The organism is Methylococcus sp. S1M, from assembly GCF_051295855.1.
In the GTDB taxonomy this organism is placed as follows: domain Bacteria; phylum Pseudomonadota; class Gammaproteobacteria; order Methylococcales; family Methylococcaceae; genus Methylococcus; species Methylococcus capsulatus.
On the sequence record NZ_JBPDXO010000001.1, the window covers coordinates 63,763 to 81,539 of the forward strand.

Here is a 17,777-nt window from a genome sequence, read left to right on the forward strand (position 1 = left end):
GCTAATGGCGGAAGTGACGGATGCCGGTGAAGACCATGGCCATGCCGTGTTCGTCCGCCGCAGCGATCACCTCGGGGTCCCTGACCGAACCGCCCGGTTGGATCACCGCCGTGACCCCGGCTTCGGCGGCGGCGTCGATGCCGTCGCGGAACGGGAAGTACGCGTCGGAGGCGACGACCGAACCCGCCACGCTCAAGCCTTCGTCCTGCGCCTTGAGCGCGGCGATGCGGGCGGAGTAGACGCGGCTCATCTGGCCGGCGCCGATGCCGACCGTGCGGCGGTCCCTGCAATAGACGATGGCGTTGGACTTGACGAATTTGGCCACCCGCCAGGCGAACTGGAGGTCGATCAGCTCCTGTTCCGTCGGCGAGCGCCGGCTCACGACCCGGAAACGTTCGCCGGTCACCCGTTCGATGTCTTTGTCCTGCGCCAGCAAGCCGCCGCCGACGCGCTTGAAATCCAGCTCCGCTGCCGGCTCGGCGGGCCAGGGGCCGGTGCTCAGCACGCGCACGTTGGGCTTGGCGGCCAGAACGGGCAGGGCATCGTCGGCGATCGCGGGCGCGATGACGACCTCGACGAACTGCCGTTCGACGATGGTACGGGCGGTTTCGGCGTCCAGCGTCCGGTTGAACGCGATGATGCCGCCGAAGGCGGAGGTGGGATCGGTGGCATAGGCCAGGTCGTAGGCCTGGGACAGGGTGGTGCCTTCGGCTACGCCGCACGGATTGGCGTGTTTGACGATCACGCAGGCGGGGAGATCCGAGAAGCCCTTGACGCATTCGAGCGCGGCATCGGCATCGGCGATATTGTTGTAAGACAGCTCCTTGCCCTGCAACTGGCGGGCCGATGCGATGCAGCCGGGGGGGGCGCCGGGTTCGAGGTAAAACGCCGCGCGCTGGTGTGGATTCTCGCCGTAGCGCATCGATTGGATACGGCGAAAGCGCAGCAGCAGCGGATCGGCGAAGCCGTCAGCCCCTTGGCGGCCATCGAGATAGTCGGCGATCGCTGCATCGTACCAGGCCGTATGACGGAAGGCCTTGGCCGCCAGAGCGAAGCGGGTGGCGTGTGACAGGCCGCCGCCGGAGGCTTCCAGCTCAGCCAGCACCGCGGCGTAGTCCGCGGGATCGACCACCACCGCGACGGAAGCGTGATTCTTCGACGCGGCGCGGATCAGGGCCGGGCCGCCGATGTCGATGTTCTCGATGGCGGTGTCCATGTCGCAATCGGGCCGGGCGACGGTCTGTTCGAACGGATAGAGATTGACCACGACCAGGTCGATCGGGCGGATGCCGTGTTCGGCCATGACCGCCTCGTCGATGCCGCGCCGGCCGAGGATGCCGCCATGAACCTTGGGGTGCAGCGTCTTGACCCGGCCGTCCATCATCTCCGGAAAGCCGGTGTAGTCGCTGACTTCGATGGTCGGGACGCCGTGTTCGGCCAACAGTCTGGCGGTGCCGCCGGACGAGATGATTTCGACGCCGATGCCGGCGAGGCCCCGGCAGAACTCCACGCAGCCGGTCTTGTCGGAAACGCTGACGAGGGCGCGGGCGATAGGATTGCTCATTGGATCTCTCGGGTCGGAAAGGCTGGGAAATTGCTCACTCGATGCCGTGCTGCTGCATCTTCTTGCGCAGTGTGCTGCGGCTGAGGCCCAGCAACTGGGCGGCGCGGGTCTGGTTGTGACAGCAGTGCTCGAGCACGGTACGGATGAGCGGTCGTTCGACTTCACCCATGACGAGGGTATACATGTCGGTCACGCTGATGCCGTCCAGCTGTGACAGATAATTGACCAAGGCCGCACGTACCTGCTCGCTGAGCACCACGGGCGCGGGGGAGGGATCCTTGGGCGGAGATTCGAAAGATTCAAGCAATCGATTGTCCTGTCTCATGCAGCGGTCTTCTCGAACTGAAATTTCAACAGGGCTTCCACAGCGGAGAGCTGCTGGGGGGCGTTGGCGAGGGAAAAAATCCCCGGTACCGGCCGGTCGTCCAGACCCGGGATCCGGGCGGCGTACCAGCCGATATGTTTGCGTGCGATCCGCACCCCCTGCTTCTCCCCATAGAAGGAATACAGCGCTTCGAGGTGGCCGAGCACGGTGCGGCGGATCTCATCGAGCGTAGGGGGCAAGGGCTGGCGACCGTCCTTGAGCCGCGCGTCGATTTCCCGCAGCAGCCAGGGCCGTCCCCAGGCGCCACGGCCGATCATCACGGCATCCGCGCCGGTCGATCGGAGCACGGCCTCGGCTTTTCCGGGAGAGTCGATGTCGCCGTTGGCGATGACCGGAATGCCGATGGCTTTCTTAACTTCGGTAATTGTAGAGTATTCGGCTGCCCCCGCAAACCCGCAGGCGCGGGTGCGGCCATGAACCGTGAGCGCCCGGATTCCGGCGCTTTCGGCGATTTTTCCGATGCTGACCGCATTTCGGGACGCCGAATCCCAGCCGGTCCTGATCTTCAGGGTGACCGGAACCGGTACGGCCTGGACCACCGCTTCGAGGATGTTCGCCACCAGCTTCTCGTCGCGCAGCAGGGCCGAACCGGCGGCGACGTTGCAGACTTTTTTCGCGGGGCAGCCCATGTTGATGTCGATGATGTCGGCGCCGAGATCGACAGTGCGGCGCGCCGCCTCGGCCATCTCCCTCGGATCGGCGCCGACGATCTGGACGCTGATCGGGCCAGGCTCACCGCGGTGATCTTGCCGCAGCCTGGACTTGCGTGTGGCCTGCAACGCCGGGCTGGCGGATATCATCTCCGAGACCGCGAGCCCCGCGCCGAATTGCCGGCAGAGCCTGCGAAAAGGGAGATCGGTGACGCCCGCCATGGGTGCGAGGATGACCGGGCTACTGAGGCGGTAGGGTCCGATTTGCATAGCGGTGGAAAAAAGCGGGGAAGTCTACCGGGACGCGCCATCGCTGCCAAGGACTGGCGCCGTCGGCGCTGGCATGGTATGGAACCGCCTAGCCCAGCTCGTAAGTCGTGATGCCGAAGGTGCGTTCCAACGGCAGGGAGGGTATCCGCGGTGTATACATGCGCGCGGTTTCGAAGACCCGCCGCATGCCATGCCGGGCGGCCAGCTGCAAGGCGGCGGTATTGGGTGCCGGCATGTCGATGTAGATGGGGGCCGTTCCCGCGTGAGGACGGAAAGCTTGCAGCAGGCACGCCGCGATTCGGGGTGTGTCGGCGAACAATGGACCGAGCTTGTAGCCCCTACGGCAAGGGCGAAGCAGTCCGTATCCGGCGATGTCGCCATCGTCGGAGCGGTAGAGCAGGCCGGTACACTCCGGCTGTCGGGTCCAGACGCGCAGGAATCCATCCCGGCTCCCCGGGAACAGTGCGGCGTCATAGGCCAGGATCGCGTCGAACTCGGACGGTTCCAGCCGGCCCACGGCGGTATCCGTTTCCACGGCCGCGGGACCGTTCCACTCGAAACGGATGTTGCGGTGGGCGGTGACGAAGCCGGAACGGGCATAGCTGGACTGCCGTTCGATTACGCCGTCCAGGCCGACCGTCCGCTCTCCCAGATGCTCCACGGCAGCATGCCAGAGCTTGAGGCCGAAACCCTTGCCACGGTGCTCCGGCCGCACGATATAGAGCCCGATGAAACCGAAGTCGCCGGGATAGGATACCGCGCTGATGCTCCCTACCGGCTCGTCGTCCAGAAAGCCCATGAAAAATCCGGAAGGGTCCGCGGCGAAGAAGCTCGCCGCATCGTGCAGGCCGGGGTTCCATCCTTCTGCCGCCGCCCAGTCCAGCGCCAGCTCCAGCCGTTGCCGGTCCATGCGTTCGATATGGAATTTCTGCTGCATGGCGAATACCTCCGCATACTCATCGGACGATGATAGCGGACGCGGACCATGGGGCCTATCCCCCCGGAGGCCGGTCGGGCGGACAGCGCAGCAGAAAGGTCACAGGACCGTCATTGACGAGAAAGACCTGCATGTCGGCGCCAAAGCGCCCGGTTGCAACGGGGGAATGCCGGCGCTGGGTGGCATCCACCAGTGCGTCGAACAGCCGGCGGCCGGTTTCGGGATCGGCTGCGGGGGTGAAGCTCGGACGCATGCCTTTCGCGGTGTCGGCGGCCAGGGTGAACTGCGAGACCAGCAGCAGGCCGCCGCCCGTTTCGGCCAGGCTCAGGTTCATGCGGTTTTCGCTGTCCGGGAACATCCGGTAGCCGAGCAGGCGCTCAGCCATCCGCGACACCTGGGTCGCGCCATCGCCGCGCTCGATAGCGACGAGGGCCAGGGTGCCCCGGCCTATGGCGCCGACCGTCGCGCCGTCGACCCGGACGCTGGCCTGGGTGACCCGCTGGATCAGGGCGATCATTTCAATAGCGGGGCATGCCGGGATCGGCTTCCCGCGCCCAGGCATCGATGCCACCGGCAAGATTGATGACCCGCCCGAAGCCCTGGGTCTCCAGAAACCGGGCGACCTGAAAGCTCCGCATGCCGTGGTGACAGACCACGACGGTCGTCCGGTCGGGGTCGAGTTCGCCCAGCCTCGATACGATCTCTCCCATGGGGATGTGCAGACTGCCTTCGATGTGGCAAAAGGCGAACTCGCCGGGTTCACGCACGTCCAGCAGCAATGGGGCTGCCTCGGGTTCGTCGAGGAGTGCTTTGACTTGATGAGGGGTCAATTGTCGCATGGTGGGAACGGGTAGGGGGCCACGGCGTACCGCCGAGAGCCCCGGTTCGTTGATCTCGGGAACCCGGCAATCAGAATCTGATTCCGTGTTCCTGCGCGGCGCGTAGCACGGTCTGGCCGATCTGTGCCGGGTTGCGGGCGACATACAGCCCCAAGGCTTCCATGGCATCCATCTTGGCACCGGCGGTGTCGGCCTCGCTGGAGATGATGGCGCCGGCATGGCCCATGCGTCGGCCGGTCGGTGCGGCAAGGCCTGCGACGAAACCGATGACCGGCTTTGTCATGTTTTCCTTGGCCCAGCGGGCGGCGGCGACTTCCTGGGGGCCGCCGATTTCGCCGATCATCACCACGATCTCGGTTTCCGGGTCGGCTTCGAAGGCGCGCAGGACGGTGACGAAATCGGTTCCGTTGATGGGGTCACCGCCGATGCCGACCGAGGTGGTGATGCCCAGCCCCAGCGCGGCCATCTGTTCGGTCGCCTCGTAATTGAGGGTGCCGGAGCGCGACACGATGCCGACGTTGCCCTTCTTGTAAATGTGCGAAGGCATGATGCCCACCTTGCACTCGCCCGGCGTGATGATGCCGGGGGTGTTCGGTCCGATCACCACGGAATCCTTGCCCACCCGGTAGCGCTGCAGTCGGATCATGTCGTGTACCGGGATGCCGTCGGCGATGGTCACGGCGACCCGGATGCCGGCGTCTATGGCTTCCATCAACGCGTCCGCATTGAAGGGCGGCGGCACGAACACGGCGGAGACGTCGGCGCCGGTGGCGGCCACGGCTTCAGCCACGGTGTCGAACACCGGCAGATGAGCGAGTTCGGGATCGGGATGGCGGGTGCCGCCTTTGCCAGGGGTGACACCGCCGACCACCCGGGTGCCCATCCGCATGGCGTCCTTGGCGTGGAAGGTGGCGTGCTCGCCGGTGAAGCCCTGGAAGATGACCTTGGAGTGCTTGTTAACGAATACGCTCATGAGTGTTATCCCTTGACGATGGCGACGGCCTTGGCGGCCGCGTCGTCCAGATTTTCCGCGGTGATGAAGGAGAGGCCGGATTCGGCCAGGATCTTGCGGCCCTCGTCGACGTTCGTCCCGGCCAGGCGCACGATCAGCGGCACCTTGATCTGCAGGCTGTCGCAGGCCTGGATCAGGCCCTTGGCGATCCAGTCACAGCGGTTGATGCCGGCAAAGATGTTGACCAGGATGCAGCGGACGTTGGGATCTTCCAGTACGATGCGGCAGGCATTGGTGACCTTCTCGGGGGAGGCGCCGCCGCCCACGTCGAGGAAGTTGGCCGGACGGCCGCCATGCAGGGTGATGGCGTCGAGCGAAGCCATGGCGAGGCCGGCGCCATTGACGATGCAGCCGATGTTGCCGTCGAGGGCGATGTAATTGAGACCGTGGCCGGAGGCTTCGACCTCTTTCGGGTCTTCCTCGGCCAGGTCGCGCATCTCGGTGATGGTGCGCTGCCGGTACAGGGCGTTGTCGTCGAAGTTGAACTTGGCATCCAGGACCATGAGCGATTCGTCGCTTTCGCCCACGATGGCCAGAGGATTGATTTCGGCCTGCAGGGCATCTTTGTCGCGCATGCAGCGGTAGATGGCCTTCATCAGCCTGACGGCCTGGGGCATCAGCTTGCCTTTCAGGCCGATCGCCGTGGCGACCTTGCGGCACTGGAAGTCCAGCAGGCCTATGGCCGGATCGACGACTTCCTTGACGATTTTCTCCGGGGTTTCCTTTGCGACTTCCTCAATTTCCATGCCGCCCTCGCTGGAGGCGATCAGGGTGATGCGTTGATTGCCGCGATCGATCACGAAGCCCAGGTAGTATTCCTTTTTGATATGGCTGGCCTGTTCCACCCACAGACGCTGAACCAGCGAGCCTCCCGGGCCGGTCTGATGGGTGACGAGGTGGCTGCCGAGCATGGCGTCGGCGTATTGGCGGACTTCCTCGATGGAGTGGGCGACCTTTACGCCCCCGGCCTTGCCGCGACCGCCGGCATGGATCTGCGCCTTGACCACCCAGCGGCTGCCGCCGATCTCCTCGGCGACGCTGGCGGCCTGCGCGTCGGAATAGGCAACGGCGCCGTCGGGCACGGGCACGCCATAGGTCTTGAGCAGCTCCTTGGCCTGGTACTCATGGATATTCACGGACGATCTCCTCGTTCAACTCGAAATATGCATCGCGCGAGACAGGGGGGATTCCTACCGACGCGACTCGATCTGCTTCATCTGGCGGACCACGTTCTCCGCCATCCGGATCGAGGCGGCATCGATCAGCCGCCCATCCAGAGACACCGCGCCTTTGCCCTCCTTCGCCGCCTGCTCCATGGCTTCCAGGATGCGGTAGGCCCGCGTGACCTCTTTTTCCGTGGGTGTGAAGATTTCGTTGCACAGTGGAATCTGGGAGGGATGGATCGCCCACTTCCCTTCGCAGCCCAGAGCCGCGGCACGGCGGGCTGCGGCGCGAAATCCTTCCGGATCGCTGAAATCGCCGAAGGGGCCGTCGATGGGGCGAAGTCCATAGGCGCGGCAGGCCGCGACCATGCGGGAAATGCCGAAATGCCACTGGTCGGCCCAGTGATAGGCGCGGGTACCGCTTTCGTCAGGGTCGGTCAGCATGCCGTAATCCGGGTTGGCGCCACCGATGTTGGTCGTGCGGGCGCGCACCGAGGCAGCGTAGTCGGCCACGCCGAACACCATGGCCTCCATGCGTTCAGGACAGGTGCGGGCGATCTCCTCCACGTTGGCCATGCCCATGGCCGTTTCGATCAGCACGTGGATATTGATCGGTTTGAAACCTTTGTAGGCCTCGATCTGGGAAAGTAAAGTCGCGACGAACAGAACGTCCGAGGCGCTGCCGACTTTCGGCACCAGAATGGTGTCGAGCTTGTCGCCGCAGGACTCGACGATCTCAACGAGGTCCCGGTAGGCGTAATGGGTGTCGAGGCCGTTGATGCGGACGGAGACCGCGCATTTGGACCAGTCGTAGGTGTTGAGCGCGAAGACGATGTTCCGGCGTGCCTGCTCCTTGTCATCCGGCGCAACCGCATCTTCCAGGTCCAGAAAGACGATGTCGGCGCCGGCTTCCGGCGCTTTCTCGAGCATGCGTGGATTGCTGCCCGGCACCGCGAGTTCGCTGCGGTGTAGACGGTTCTTGACAGCCATGTGACCTCTTGAGTTCTCAGATGTATTCAGGGGGTTGTGATCTTGTGCGTGGTTAGTGCGCATCGCTTCGCGAGCGTGCGTCGCCGTTGCGGGGGCGCATAACGGCGGCCGGAAATCGCCGGCATGGCGCATCTCCCGGCGTTCGGGTTGTTGTAAATCGTATACGGCGAACTCTGAATTATAAACCAGGCCATTGGGATTCACTAATATGCCCTTTCGGTGGCGATGTTCTATACTGCGAGGTGCACTCGCTACGGTGGAAATCGATTACCCCTGCCGGGTGCGGATGGGGCTGAATCTTTTGGGGCGCGTTCGCGTCGGAACGTAAAGCGGCGATGCTGACTCGGGTCAACAAAATCACACAAGGAGAATTGTTACCGCCGTGGTTTTTTGCTAGCATCCTACCGGCAAGCAACTAACTGTTGCTCCGGAGCAACGCTTTATCCAACTAACAATATTTTGTCGAGGGGATTTTCATGAATCAGATCAAGAAATCGGGTGGTTTCACCACGCTGCTCACCGCGTCGATCGCCGCCGCTCTCGCGCCTTCGGTTTCCATGGCCGCTCCGAAAGCCCATGCTTCTTCGGCCCAGGCTTCGCTGGAACGGAGACTGCAGGTAATGGAACAGGAAATGCAGGCGCTGCGTGCTGAACTCGAGGCGTCGCGCTCAAAGGCCGAAGCGGAAGCGGCGGAAGCCAAAGCGGAGGCAAAGGATACGGCTCAGCAGGTACAGGCTCAGCAGGCGAAAGTGAATCAGGGGCTTGCCGAGCTGGCCAAACACGAAGAAAAGAAGGATGACATGGTCTTCTTCCGTGGTGGCTGGGCAGCCATGAATCATGCTCGTACCAGCGAACTGCTGGTCAACAACAATCTCCTTTCGTCGAACAATTTCGGTTCCGACAAGGCCGGCTGGTATGTCGGCGCAGGTCTGGATCACCGTCTGAGCGACGACACCTTCGGCATTTCCGACGACCTGGCGCTCGATGCCGAAATCATGTTCGACTACAAGAACTACGGCAGCGTCAACAACTCATTCGTCAGCAGCGTGACGGGCACGCGGATGCAGGCGCAGGTCACCATGTTCTCCCTGTATGCATCTCCCAAGCTGAAATACACCGGCATCGAAGGATTCCGTCCCTGGATCGTGCCGTTCGGTCTCAGCGTCAACGTCATCAGCCCGCCCTCCAGCGGCGTGACCGTGTTGAATCCCGGTCTGATGCTCGGTACCGGTCTGGAGTACAATATCTTCAAGAACCTGTGGGTGGGTGCCGACTTCCGGTACAACTTCACCGGCGGCGACCTGAACTACAGCGTCAGGACGAACAACGGCAAGACCATCTTGAACAGCACCGATACGGACAACTACACCGCCGGTGCTTACGTCGGCATCGGCTTCTGAAGCCCGTCAGGCTCCTGGCCGGCCGCAGGGGGATCTCAGGATCCCCCTTTTTTGTGCGACCCGTTTGCAAACCTCTGATGAAACCGCTTTATCCACCGCTCGAGCCCTACGTCTTCCACCGTTTCGGAGTGGGGGGCGGGCATGAGATCTATGTCGAGGAATGCGGCAATCCCGAGGGCATTCCCGCGGTGTTTTTGCACGGGGGGCCAGGCTCTGGTTGCAGACACCACCATCGCTCGTTTTTCGATCCGGAACGTTACCGGGCGATACTCGTCGATCAACGGGGCTGCGGGCGATCGACCCCGCATGGTGCGCTCAAGAACAATACCACCCGTCATCTGATCGACGACCTCGAATCGATCCGAGGGCGCTTGAATATCCCGAAATGGCTGCTTTTCGGTGGCTCCTGGGGGGCGGCCCTGGCGTTGCTCTATGCGCAGGCCTTTCCGGAGCGGGTGAGCGGGCTGATCCTGAGGGGCAGTTTCCTGGCGCGCAAGCGCGACGTGGACTGGTTCGTGCGCGATGGTGCCAGTCGCTTCCATCCCGAGGCATGGCAGCGGTTCAGTGACAATTTCGATGCCCGGGAGCGGGCCGATCCGGTCCGGGCTATCCACCGCCGGATCAAAGGCGCCGATGAGCTTGAACAGCGGCGAATGGCGAAGGAATGGTGGCTTTGGAGCAGCCGCGTCACGCTGGGTTCCGGGTTCAACCCGGCGGATGATGATCCCCTTCCCCCCGGAGCCTTGGCGCAGTGCCGCATCGAACTCCATTATGCGGCGGCCCGCTATTTCATCAGGGAAGGTCAGATCGTCGAAGACTGTCCGAAGATCGCCCATCTGCCCGCGATCATCGTGCACGGCCGGCAGGACCTGGTCTGTCCTCCCGAGGCGGCCTGGCTGCTGCATCGGGCATTGCCGCGATCCGAGTTGACGATTTTGCCGAACGCCGGTCATCTTGCCCAAGGCGAGGAAATGACCGATGCTCTGGTGAGAGCGCTGGACGGCATGGCGGAACGGCTGGGGAGCTGATTCCCCCGCGCGGCGGGCAGCGCATACCGATGCGCCGCTATGGTATTCTAACGGCTCTTCCCGTTGTTCCCTTCACATGATACTCCCCGACTTCAGCCTCGCCCGCGTATTGGTCGTCGGAGACCTCATGCTCGATCGCTACTGGTTCGGCGGAGCTTCCCGCATCTCGCCGGAGGCGCCGGTGCCGGTCGTGCGGGTGGAAAGCTCGGAGGAGCGCATAGGCGGTGCCGGAAACGTGGCGCTCAATCTGGCGGCACTGGGCGGGGAAGTCGATCTGCTGGGTTATGCCGGCGAAGACGAGGCGGCTGCCGCGTTGGAGAGGCTCCTGGCCGTGGCCGGCATCCGCAGCCACATCGAGCGTTGTCCGGCGGTTGCCACGATCACCAAGCTGCGCGTCGTCAGTCGCCAGCAGCAGCTCATTCGGCTGGATTTCGAGGACGGCTTCGCCCACCTCGATCCCGCTCCCTTGGTCACCCGGTTCCGTGCGCTGCTGGAGGAGACCGGTGTAGTGGTGCTTTCCGACTACGCCAAAGGGACTCTGGCCTGCGTTGAGGAATTCATCGCCGCCTCGCGGCGGGCCGGCAAGCCGGTTCTGGTCGATCCCAAGGGGGTGGATTTCGATCGCTATCGAGGCGCGACGCTGTTGACCCCCAACCTTTCCGAATTCGAAGCCGTGGTCGGTGCTTGCTGCGACGATGCGGAAATCGAACGCAAAGGACGGGCGTTGATGACGCGGCTGGATCTCGAAGCCCTGCTCGTGACCCGGGGCGAGCACGGCATGAGCCTCCTGAGACCGACGGCGGGAGCGCTGCACCTCCCAGCGCATGGCAAAGAAGTGTACGACGTGACCGGTGCGGGCGACACGGTCATCTCCGTGCTCGCCGCGGCCCTCGCCGTCGGTCGGCCGCTGACCGATGCGGTGGCCCTGGCGAATCTGGCCGCCGGTATCGTGGTCGGCAAGCTCGGTACGGCATCGGTTTCGCCCGAGGAACTGGCCATTGCGATTCACGGCCAGCGGGCTCCCCGGCGGGGAGCGATCACATTGGCGGAACTGCTGGACGTGCTCATTCCCTTGCGAAGGGCCGGCGAGCGGATCGTGGTCACGAACGGCTGTTTCGATCTGCTGCATCCCGGCCACGTGCATTATCTGGAACAGGCCCGCGCCCTGGGTGACCGTCTGATCGTGCTGGTTAACGGCGACGACTCGGTGCGCCGCTTGAAAGGGGCGGGCCGCCCGGTCAATCCGCTGCCGCACCGGATGGCCATGTTGGCGGCGCTGGAGAGTGTCGACTGGGTCGTGGCCTTCGATGGCGATACACCACGCGACGAAATCTGCGCCATCCGTCCCCACGTCCTGGTCAAAGGAGGCGATTACGCCGATATCACGGCGATCGTCGGCCATGATTGCGTCCTGGAAACCGGTGGCGAGGTGAGGATACTCGACTTCGTCGAAGGCCATTCCACCACCCGCATCATCGAAGCCATCCGCAACGGCTGACTGAACTCGAAATGTCCGAATACGCCCGATCGATCGACAAGCGCGTGGAAGCGCTCAAGATCCCCCCCCATTCGATCCAGGCCGAGCAGGCGGTGCTGGGCGGCTTGCTGCTCGACAACCAGACCTGGGACGTCGTCGCCGACCGCATCGTCGAGGAAGACTTCTACCGGCGCGACCATCGCCTGATTTTCCGTGCGATCCGCCAGCTTTCCGAGCGGCAGGCGCCGTTCGACGTCGTGACCCTGTCGGAAGTACTGGAAAAGACGGGAGAGCTCGAAGAAGCCGGCGGCCTTGCCTATCTCGCCGTGCTGGCGCGGGAAACGCCCAGCGCCGCCAACATTGCCGCCTATGCCGACATCGTGCGCGAGCGCGCCGTGTTGCGCCAGCTCATCCATGTGGGTACCGAAATCGCCGATTCGGCCTATCAGCCCGAAGGGCGCGGCATGAGCGATCTGCTCGAACAGGCCGAGCAGCGCGTGTTCCAGATCGCCGACCAGCGTCAGCGCGGCAGCGCCGGTTTCAAGCCGATCAAGAGCCTGCTGGCCGCCGCCGTCGATCGCATCGAGATGCTGTTCCACAAGGAGGGGCACATTACCGGCGCAAGCACGGGGTTCACCGATTTCGACGACATGACTTCGGGTTTGCAGCCGTCCGACCTCATCATCATCGCCGGTCGGCCGTCCATGGGCAAAACCACCTTCGCGATGAACATCGCCGAGAACGTCGCGATCAAAGAAAGGCTGCCGGTCGCCGTGTTCAGCATGGAAATGCCTGGTGAGCAGCTGGCCATGAGGATGATGTCTTCACTCGGCCGCATCGACCAGCACCGGGTCCGCACCGGCAAACTGGAGGACGACGAATGGCCCCGCATGACCTCCGCCATCAACATCCTGGCCGAAACCAGACTTTTCATCGACGATACACCGGCTTTGTCTCCCACCGAAGTCCGCGCCCGCTGCCGCCGGTTGGCGCGGGAGAACGGCCAGCTCGGACTGGTGGTGCTGGACTATCTGCAGCTCATGCAATGTTCGGGCGGCGAGAACCGGGTTGCCGAAATTTCGGAAATTTCCCGTTCGCTCAAGGCGCTGGCCAAGGAGCTGAACGTGCCTGTGATAGCCCTGTCCCAGCTCAACCGCAACCTTGAGCAACGCCCCAACAAGCGACCGGTACCGTCCGATTTGCGCGAATCGGGCTCGATCGAACAGGACGCCGATCTCATTGTGTTCATCTATCGCGACGAGGTCTACCATCCCGACAGCGCCGACAAGGGCACGGCGGAAATCATCATCGCCAAGCAGCGTAACGGTCCGATCGGTACGGTGAGGATGACCTTCCTGGGCCAGTACACGCGTTTCGAGAACTTCATCGCCGATCCCTATTCCAGCGAGGGATACTAAACCGTGGTGCCCGCAGCCCGTGCCGTCCTGGACATGGCGGCCTTCGCCCACAATTTCGCCTGGATTCGCGCCGCCGCGCCGGATTCGAAAATCATGGCCGTGATCAAGGCCAACGCCTACGGGCACGGACTGATCCGGGCCGCGCGAGCGCTGCCGGCAGCGGATGCGTTTGCCGTGGCGCGGGTGGAAGAGGGCATCGTTCTGCGTCAGGCCGGTATCGCTCAACGCATCGCCGTGTTGCAGGGTTATGGCGACGAAGAAGGGATGAGGCTGAGCGCCCGCCATGGTCTCGAACCGGTGATCCATTCCGGCTTCCAGCTTGATCTGCTGGAGCGGCTCGATACTTCCGTCCCAGTGGGGGTGTGGCTCAAGGCGGACAGCGGGATGCATCGGCTGGGTCTGGCCGACGAGGAGTTCGCCCGGGCGCGGTTGCGGCTGGCGCGGATGCCTCAGGTGCGCCAGCCGGTGCCTGTCATGACCCATCTGGCCAATGCCGACGCCACCGATGATCCGACCACCGAAATCCAGCTGCGTTGTTTTGGGCGGATGGCAGGCGGGCGGGGCGAATTCAGCATCGGCAACTCGGCGGGGTTGATGGCCTGGGCGGCGGCCCGCAGTGCCTGGGTCAGGCCCGGCATCCTGCTGTATGGCGTATCGCCGTTTCCTGGACGGAGCGGACCGGAAGAAGGTTTGATGCCGGTCATGACCTTGCAGAGCCGCCTGATCGCGGTCAAGCAACTGAAGACCGGCGATGCGGTTGGATACGGCGGCGACTTCATCTGCCGCCGCCCGACCCGCATGGGCATCGCGGCCATAGGCTACGGCGATGGTTACCCCCGCCGCGCGGCCACCGGCACGCCGGTGCTGGTCCGGGGCAGGCGCGTGCCGCTGATCGGCCGGGTCTCGATGGACATGATATCGGTCGATCTGACCGACTGCCCGTCGGCGGAAATCGGCGATACCGTGACGCTATGGGGACAAGGGCTGCCGGTGGAGGAAATCGCGCTTCACGCCGACACCATTCCCTACGTGTTACTGTGCAATGTCACCCAGCGGGTGAACATGGTGGAGACAGTCGCCTGAAACAGCCGCCCGCTATTGTTTTTTCGCGATGGCGAAAACCAGGGTGGCGCCCCCCTGATCGGCGGGAGTCCCGGTGCCTTCCCGTCGGGTGAACATGAATTCCTTGCCGTTGTTCACCAGCACGAAAAACGTCTGGAACGACTTCCCGCCCAGCACGGCATCGACTTTGCCGGTACCGTCGAGATAGACCTCATAGGTGCACTCCGAGGTGTCCTGGGTCACCGCGGCCTGGAGGCCAGCCTTGTTGGCCATGCTGTGGATGCTGCAATGGCCGTCGCCGTCGAATTTGAACACGCCGACGCGGATGGCGATCGCGCCGGTAGTGAGTCTGGTCGCGGCATCGAAATCGGCGCCGAAATAGCCTTGCGCGGCGAAGCCGTAACTGCCTTTCAGCCGCTTGTTGACGAGGGTCTTGCCTTCGCCGTTGTATTCGAAAGCGCTTGCCTGGCGGAGACCGAGGGCGGCGAGAGTGGCGGCGGCTAGGAAAACCAGGGAGTGGAATTTCGAACGGCGGAGCATGGGAGTTCTGGTGATCATCGAATGTCCGAACGGAAGCGAAGGTGGTTGTCGAACCCTCCAGGATGCAAGTTCGTTGCCACGAAAAAACCATACATAGAACGAGGAATGGGAGGCCAGGATAATCGAGATTTGTGCCATATCGCTCGGCGACTGCGTGAAATGAAGCATTTTGTCCGCGGCCTCGCGGTCGTAGCCGTGGACTTCATCGCACCGGAATCTCGATGCTCCTGGGCAACCTGGCCGCAGCCTTGGGCAGTTCGATCTTGAGCACGCCGTTGCGGTAGGACGCCTGCACCCGGTCCGCGACCACCTCCGCCGGCAGCGGAATCACCCTGTGGAAGTGTCCGTAGGCGCACTGCAAGACCCGGTACCGGCCTTCGCTGGTTTCCCGTTCGAGGCGTTTTTCACCCTGCACGATGAGCAGGTCGCCGCGCAGCTCGAGGTTGAAATCATCCTTCTCCATCCCGGGTACTTCGAGCCGGATGACCACTTTGCGATCGTCTTCGTACACGTCTCCAGCCAGCAAGGCCCAGGTGGGGGAAGCCAAGTAGAAATCCTCCTGGCGTCGGGGCACGGCGGGTACCGAGGCTCCGGGCTTGAATCGGGTCAGCGCGCCCGCCGCCCGTTCGCGGAGGCGATGCCAGCCCTCTGCCAGTGATTCCCAGGCCTCTTCCAAGCCGTGCTTGAGTTCATTCAATGTAGTCATGACTGTTCCCCTTCAGCGATGGATGGCGAGGGCCGGCCGCGGCCCGTTTGCCGGGCCACGCTGGCCATTCAGAAAAGATCAGTCCACGCTGACCGTGATCTTGCGTGGTTGAGCATGCTCGGCCTTGGGGATCCGCAGGCGCAACACGCCGTCCTTGAACTGGGCGTCGATCTTGGAAGGGTCGAGGTCCCGGCTCAGGCTGAAGCTCCTGCGGTAGGCGGGAGAGCGGATTTCGGCGTAGCTGGGCTCCATCCCCTCCGGTGTCTCCAGGGCGATTTCCCCCTCGATCGAAAGGTTCTGGCCATCCATGCGCACCGTCAGTTTCTCTTTGGGCACACCCGGCATATCGGCAGTGAGGGTGATGCCGGTTTCGTCCTCCACGATGTCCACCGCCGGCAGTAGGGCCGGGGCCGGACGAACGTCTTCGCGCCTGGCGATGTCTTGTTTACCGTCGCTCATGATGATTCACCTTCCGTCACTCATTTGATTTCGATACGCTTGGGTTGTGCGGCTTCGCTGCGCGGCACCGATATACGCAGCACCCCGTCCCGGTAACGGGCCTGGATGCCCGAGGGGTCCACGTCTTCCGGCAGACTCACCACTCGCTTGAAACTGCCGGAAAAACGCTCATCGGCGTAGACACTCACCTTTTCAGCCACTTCGGACAATTCGCTCGGCCGTTCTCCTGCGATGGTCAGCAGTCCGCGGTCCACACTGACTTCCAGTCGGGAAGCATCGATGCCCGGCGCGAAAGCGTAAACCTCGATGGACTTGGGCGTGGTGCCGATGTTGACGGCGGGAAAGCCTCGCGCCACCGCGCGGATGCTGGTGGGCATGCCCAATGCCCCGAACATCCGTTCCATCTCCTGTTGCATCCGGTCGAATTCTGAAAAGAGATCGGTTGGAAACCGTAACAAGGATTCGTACATGGTTGACCTCTTGAAAATGCGTTGAAGGAATCGCCCATTCGACGGCCTTTCGATCCCGAGCCGTGGCCGGGAAGGCGGCACCGGTAACTATAGCTCACCGCTACGGCGTCTATAATGGCGGGGCGCGCCGGAATCGGCGATTTTCGTCGGGTCGTTGCTGGATTGTCGGAGCCTTCATGTCTGAGACGAAAGAAGCGATCGTTTTACGGGATGCCCAGGACCGGATGACCGACGCGAACTTCGAGCGCGTGGAGGCGCAGCGCTCGGCGATCAGGGATAAGATTTTCGGGATTCCTTTGTTGCGGGACATCCTGGAACAGGTCGAGCTGCTGATGGATCTGGTGCGGGACTATTGCTCGGGCCGTTATCGGGACATTCCCCGCTGGGTGATCGGCGCATTGAGCTTCGCGCTACTGTATTTCATCAATCCCATCGAGCTGATCCCGGAATTCGTTCCGGTGATCGGCTATCTGGACGATGTGGCCCTGCTGCTTCTGGTGTTGCGCTTGACCCGCGATCACGTGGAAAAATACAAGCTCTGGCGAGGTCAAGGCGCATGACGGCGGGCGGGATCGCCGGCTTGCCGCCGTTCGCCGAGTGGGGCCCGATCGGGCAATCCTTCGGCGCGGGCCTGGTGTCCTGGAGCGGCACGGCGCTGGGAGCCTCACTGGTATTCTTCACCGCCCGGGTCCATCAAGGTTTTTTGGATGTGGTGCTGGGGTTCGCGGGTGGCGTCATGCTGGCGGCCAGTTTCTGGTCGCTCCTCCATCCGGCCATCGAGCTGTCCGCTGACTATGGTCCCTGGCGCTGGCTGCCCGCCAGCGCCGGGATCTTGCTGGGCATCGTCTTCCTCCACGTTACCGATCAGGTGCTGCCGAGATTGCAGCTTGCCGCACCGGCCAAGGAAGCCAAGGGATTGAGCAGCCACTGGCGGCGGACCACACTGCTGATCCTGGCCATCGCCCTCCACAACATCCCGGAAGGGCTCGCCCTCGGCGTCGTGTTCGGCGCCATCGGCGATGGCGCCAGCCCGGTCAGTCTGGCAGCTGCGGTGGGCTTGATGGCGGGCATCGCCTTCCACAATCTGCCGGAGGGTATGGCGGTGGCTTTGCCCCTGCGGCGGGAGGGACTTTCACCGTTGCGCAGTTTTCTTTACGGGCAGCTCTCGGCCGCGGTCGAGCCTCTGGCGGCGGTGGCCGGCGCCGCCGCGGCCCTGACGGCTAGAGCGGTGTTACCCTATGCCATGGGATTCGCCGCGAGTGCCATGCTGTACGTGGTAGTGCGGGAAGTGATCCCGGAAACCCAGCTTAGCGGCCACCCCGTCGCCGCTACCTTGGGGATCATGTTGGGGTTCACGCTCATGATGGCGTTGAGCGTGAGCCTCGGATGAGGCGCCACCACCTGCTC

Annotated in this window: 20 protein-coding genes; 7 read left to right on the top strand and 13 right to left on the bottom strand. The window is 63.5% G+C overall.

The genetic code is table 11. From position 1 onward, the window contains the following. Position 1: 1 nt before the first annotated feature. The 9 genes from purH to ACSHWJ_RS00290 all read right to left on the bottom strand — a co-directional run bounded on the left by purH (position 2) and on the right by ACSHWJ_RS00290 (position 7,810). Positions 2 to 1,564: a bifunctional phosphoribosylaminoimidazolecarboxamide formyltransferase/IMP cyclohydrolase gene (gene purH, locus ACSHWJ_RS00250; protein ID WP_432539123.1), complete on the bottom strand. Its 1,563-nt coding sequence runs from the start codon at positions 1,562 to 1,564 to the stop codon at positions 2 to 4. Positions 1,565 to 1,598: 34 nt separating this feature from the next. Further along, on the bottom strand, positions 1,599 to 1,871 hold the full coding sequence (locus ACSHWJ_RS00255; RefSeq protein ID WP_228370151.1) for a helix-turn-helix domain-containing protein: 273 nt from the start codon (positions 1,869 to 1,871) through the stop codon (positions 1,599 to 1,601). 14 nt (positions 1,872 to 1,885) lie between these two features. Further along, positions 1,886 to 2,869, bottom strand: coding sequence for a tRNA dihydrouridine synthase DusB (dusB, locus tag ACSHWJ_RS00260; protein WP_432539124.1), 984 nt, complete (start codon positions 2,867 to 2,869; stop codon positions 1,886 to 1,888). An 88-nt stretch (positions 2,870 to 2,957) separates the two neighbouring features. Then, on the bottom strand, positions 2,958 to 3,806 hold the full coding sequence (locus ACSHWJ_RS00265; protein WP_432539125.1) for a GNAT family N-acetyltransferase: 849 nt from the start codon (positions 3,804 to 3,806) through the stop codon (positions 2,958 to 2,960). A 55-nt stretch (positions 3,807 to 3,861) separates the two neighbouring features. Then, positions 3,862 to 4,323, bottom strand: coding sequence for a D-aminoacyl-tRNA deacylase (dtd, locus tag ACSHWJ_RS00270; protein WP_010960997.1), 462 nt, complete (start codon positions 4,321 to 4,323; stop codon positions 3,862 to 3,864). A gap of 1 nt (position 4,324) precedes the next feature. Then, positions 4,325 to 4,645, bottom strand: coding sequence for a rhodanese-like domain-containing protein (locus ACSHWJ_RS00275; protein WP_432539126.1), 321 nt, complete (start codon positions 4,643 to 4,645; stop codon positions 4,325 to 4,327). 70 nt (positions 4,646 to 4,715) lie between these two features. Then, positions 4,716 to 5,618, bottom strand: a complete 903-nt coding sequence (sucD, locus tag ACSHWJ_RS00280) for a succinate--CoA ligase subunit alpha (protein ID WP_218797842.1) — start codon at positions 5,616 to 5,618, stop codon at positions 4,716 to 4,718. Positions 5,619 to 5,623: 5 nt separating this feature from the next. Then, positions 5,624 to 6,793 carry an ADP-forming succinate--CoA ligase subunit beta gene (sucC, locus tag ACSHWJ_RS00285; protein ID WP_010960994.1) on the bottom strand — a complete coding sequence of 390 codons (1,170 nt, stop codon included), beginning with the start codon at positions 6,791 to 6,793 and terminating at the stop codon, positions 5,624 to 5,626. A 54-nt stretch (positions 6,794 to 6,847) separates the two neighbouring features. After that, positions 6,848 to 7,810 carry an HpcH/HpaI aldolase/citrate lyase family protein gene (locus ACSHWJ_RS00290; RefSeq protein ID WP_017365208.1) on the bottom strand — a complete coding sequence of 321 codons (963 nt, stop codon included), beginning with the start codon at positions 7,808 to 7,810 and terminating at the stop codon, positions 6,848 to 6,850. Between the two features lie 476 nt (positions 7,811 to 8,286). Here ACSHWJ_RS00290 and ACSHWJ_RS00295 point away from each other — a divergent pair, with 476 nt between their 5' ends. From ACSHWJ_RS00295 to alr, 5 genes are all read left to right on the top strand, one after another. Continuing rightward, positions 8,287 to 9,210, top strand: coding sequence for a hypothetical protein (locus ACSHWJ_RS00295; protein WP_010960992.1), 924 nt, complete (start codon positions 8,287 to 8,289; stop codon positions 9,208 to 9,210). A gap of 77 nt (positions 9,211 to 9,287) precedes the next feature. Then, the gene (gene pip, locus ACSHWJ_RS00300) at positions 9,288 to 10,238 is read left to right on the top strand and encodes a prolyl aminopeptidase (RefSeq protein ID WP_432539127.1); all 951 of its coding nucleotides are present in this window, start codon (positions 9,288 to 9,290) and stop codon (positions 10,236 to 10,238) included. 76 nt (positions 10,239 to 10,314) lie between these two features. Continuing rightward, the gene (gene hldE, locus ACSHWJ_RS00305) at positions 10,315 to 11,736 is read left to right on the top strand and encodes a bifunctional D-glycero-beta-D-manno-heptose-7-phosphate kinase/D-glycero-beta-D-manno-heptose 1-phosphate adenylyltransferase HldE (RefSeq protein ID WP_010960990.1); all 1,422 of its coding nucleotides are present in this window, start codon (positions 10,315 to 10,317) and stop codon (positions 11,734 to 11,736) included. A gap of 11 nt (positions 11,737 to 11,747) precedes the next feature. Then, positions 11,748 to 13,133, top strand: a complete 1,386-nt coding sequence (gene dnaB, locus ACSHWJ_RS00310) for a replicative DNA helicase (protein WP_010960989.1) — start codon at positions 11,748 to 11,750, stop codon at positions 13,131 to 13,133. A 3-nt stretch (positions 13,134 to 13,136) separates the two neighbouring features. Further along, positions 13,137 to 14,216, top strand: coding sequence for an alanine racemase (gene alr / locus ACSHWJ_RS00315; protein WP_432539128.1), 1,080 nt, complete (start codon positions 13,137 to 13,139; stop codon positions 14,214 to 14,216). A gap of 12 nt (positions 14,217 to 14,228) precedes the next feature. Here alr and ACSHWJ_RS00320 read toward each other — a convergent pair whose 3' ends face one another. The 4 genes from ACSHWJ_RS00320 to ACSHWJ_RS00335 all read right to left on the bottom strand — a co-directional run bounded on the left by ACSHWJ_RS00320 (position 14,229) and on the right by ACSHWJ_RS00335 (position 16,295). Beyond that, complete coding sequence (locus tag ACSHWJ_RS00320) at positions 14,229 to 14,753, bottom strand: hypothetical protein (protein ID WP_238536851.1); 525 nt, start codon at positions 14,751 to 14,753, stop codon at positions 14,229 to 14,231. A 184-nt stretch (positions 14,754 to 14,937) separates the two neighbouring features. Beyond that, positions 14,938 to 15,441 carry an Hsp20/alpha crystallin family protein gene (locus ACSHWJ_RS00325; protein WP_432539129.1) on the bottom strand — a complete coding sequence of 168 codons (504 nt, stop codon included), beginning with the start codon at positions 15,439 to 15,441 and terminating at the stop codon, positions 14,938 to 14,940. Between the two features lie 78 nt (positions 15,442 to 15,519). Continuing rightward, positions 15,520 to 15,900 carry an Hsp20/alpha crystallin family protein gene (locus ACSHWJ_RS00330; protein WP_010960985.1) on the bottom strand — a complete coding sequence of 127 codons (381 nt, stop codon included), beginning with the start codon at positions 15,898 to 15,900 and terminating at the stop codon, positions 15,520 to 15,522. 20 nt (positions 15,901 to 15,920) lie between these two features. Continuing rightward, positions 15,921 to 16,295: an Hsp20/alpha crystallin family protein gene (locus ACSHWJ_RS00335; RefSeq protein ID WP_228370150.1), complete on the bottom strand. Its 375-nt coding sequence runs from the start codon at positions 16,293 to 16,295 to the stop codon at positions 15,921 to 15,923. A 251-nt stretch (positions 16,296 to 16,546) separates the two neighbouring features. Between ACSHWJ_RS00335 and ACSHWJ_RS00340 the strand changes: the two genes are divergently transcribed. Further along, entirely contained in the window at positions 16,547 to 16,930 is a 384-nt protein-coding gene (locus ACSHWJ_RS00340) for a YkvA family protein (RefSeq protein ID WP_432539130.1), read from the top strand. Continuing rightward, the gene (locus ACSHWJ_RS00345; RefSeq protein ID WP_010960982.1) at positions 16,927 to 17,760 is read left to right on the top strand and encodes a ZIP family metal transporter; all 834 of its coding nucleotides are present in this window, start codon (positions 16,927 to 16,929) and stop codon (positions 17,758 to 17,760) included. Before ACSHWJ_RS00340 ends, ACSHWJ_RS00345 begins: the two co-directional genes overlap by 4 nt. The last annotated feature ends 17 nt before the right edge of the window (positions 17,761 to 17,777 follow it).

What these genes read in the sequence shown, in the direction of transcription:
- purH (WP_432539123.1), bottom strand. Translation starts at nt 1,564, where the DNA reads ATGAGCAATCCTATCGCCCGCGCCCTCGTCAGCGTTTCCGACAAGACC.
- dusB (WP_432539124.1), bottom strand. Translation starts at nt 2,869, where the DNA reads ATGCAAATCGGACCCTACCGCCTCAGTAGCCCGGTCATCCTCGCACCC.
- ACSHWJ_RS00265 (WP_432539125.1), bottom strand. Translation starts at nt 3,806, where the DNA reads ATGCAGCAGAAATTCCATATCGAACGCATGGACCGGCAACGGCTGGAG.
- dtd (WP_010960997.1), bottom strand. Translation starts at nt 4,323, where the DNA reads ATGATCGCCCTGATCCAGCGGGTCACCCAGGCCAGCGTCCGGGTCGAC.
- ACSHWJ_RS00275 (WP_432539126.1), bottom strand. Translation starts at nt 4,645, where the DNA reads ATGCGACAATTGACCCCTCATCAAGTCAAAGCACTCCTCGACGAACCC.
- sucD (WP_218797842.1), bottom strand. Translation starts at nt 5,618, where the DNA reads ATGAGCGTATTCGTTAACAAGCACTCCAAGGTCATCTTCCAGGGCTTC.
- ACSHWJ_RS00290 (WP_017365208.1), bottom strand. Translation starts at nt 7,810, where the DNA reads ATGGCTGTCAAGAACCGTCTACACCGCAGCGAACTCGCGGTGCCGGGC.
- ACSHWJ_RS00295 (WP_010960992.1), top strand. Translation starts at nt 8,287, where the DNA reads ATGAATCAGATCAAGAAATCGGGTGGTTTCACCACGCTGCTCACCGCG.
- pip (WP_432539127.1), top strand. Translation starts at nt 9,288, where the DNA reads ATGAAACCGCTTTATCCACCGCTCGAGCCCTACGTCTTCCACCGTTTC.
- hldE (WP_010960990.1), top strand. Translation starts at nt 10,315, where the DNA reads ATGATACTCCCCGACTTCAGCCTCGCCCGCGTATTGGTCGTCGGAGAC.
- dnaB (WP_010960989.1), top strand. Translation starts at nt 11,748, where the DNA reads ATGTCCGAATACGCCCGATCGATCGACAAGCGCGTGGAAGCGCTCAAG.
- ACSHWJ_RS00320 (WP_238536851.1), bottom strand. Translation starts at nt 14,753, where the DNA reads ATGATCACCAGAACTCCCATGCTCCGCCGTTCGAAATTCCACTCCCTG.
- ACSHWJ_RS00325 (WP_432539129.1), bottom strand. Translation starts at nt 15,441, where the DNA reads ATGACTACATTGAATGAACTCAAGCACGGCTTGGAAGAGGCCTGGGAA.
- ACSHWJ_RS00330 (WP_010960985.1), bottom strand. Translation starts at nt 15,900, where the DNA reads ATGAGCGACGGTAAACAAGACATCGCCAGGCGCGAAGACGTTCGTCCG.
- ACSHWJ_RS00335 (WP_228370150.1), bottom strand. Translation starts at nt 16,295, where the DNA reads ATGTTCGGGGCATTGGGCATGCCCACCAGCATCCGCGCGGTGGCGCGA.
- ACSHWJ_RS00340 (WP_432539130.1), top strand. Translation starts at nt 16,547, where the DNA reads ATGTCTGAGACGAAAGAAGCGATCGTTTTACGGGATGCCCAGGACCGG.
- ACSHWJ_RS00345 (WP_010960982.1), top strand. Translation starts at nt 16,927, where the DNA reads ATGACGGCGGGCGGGATCGCCGGCTTGCCGCCGTTCGCCGAGTGGGGC.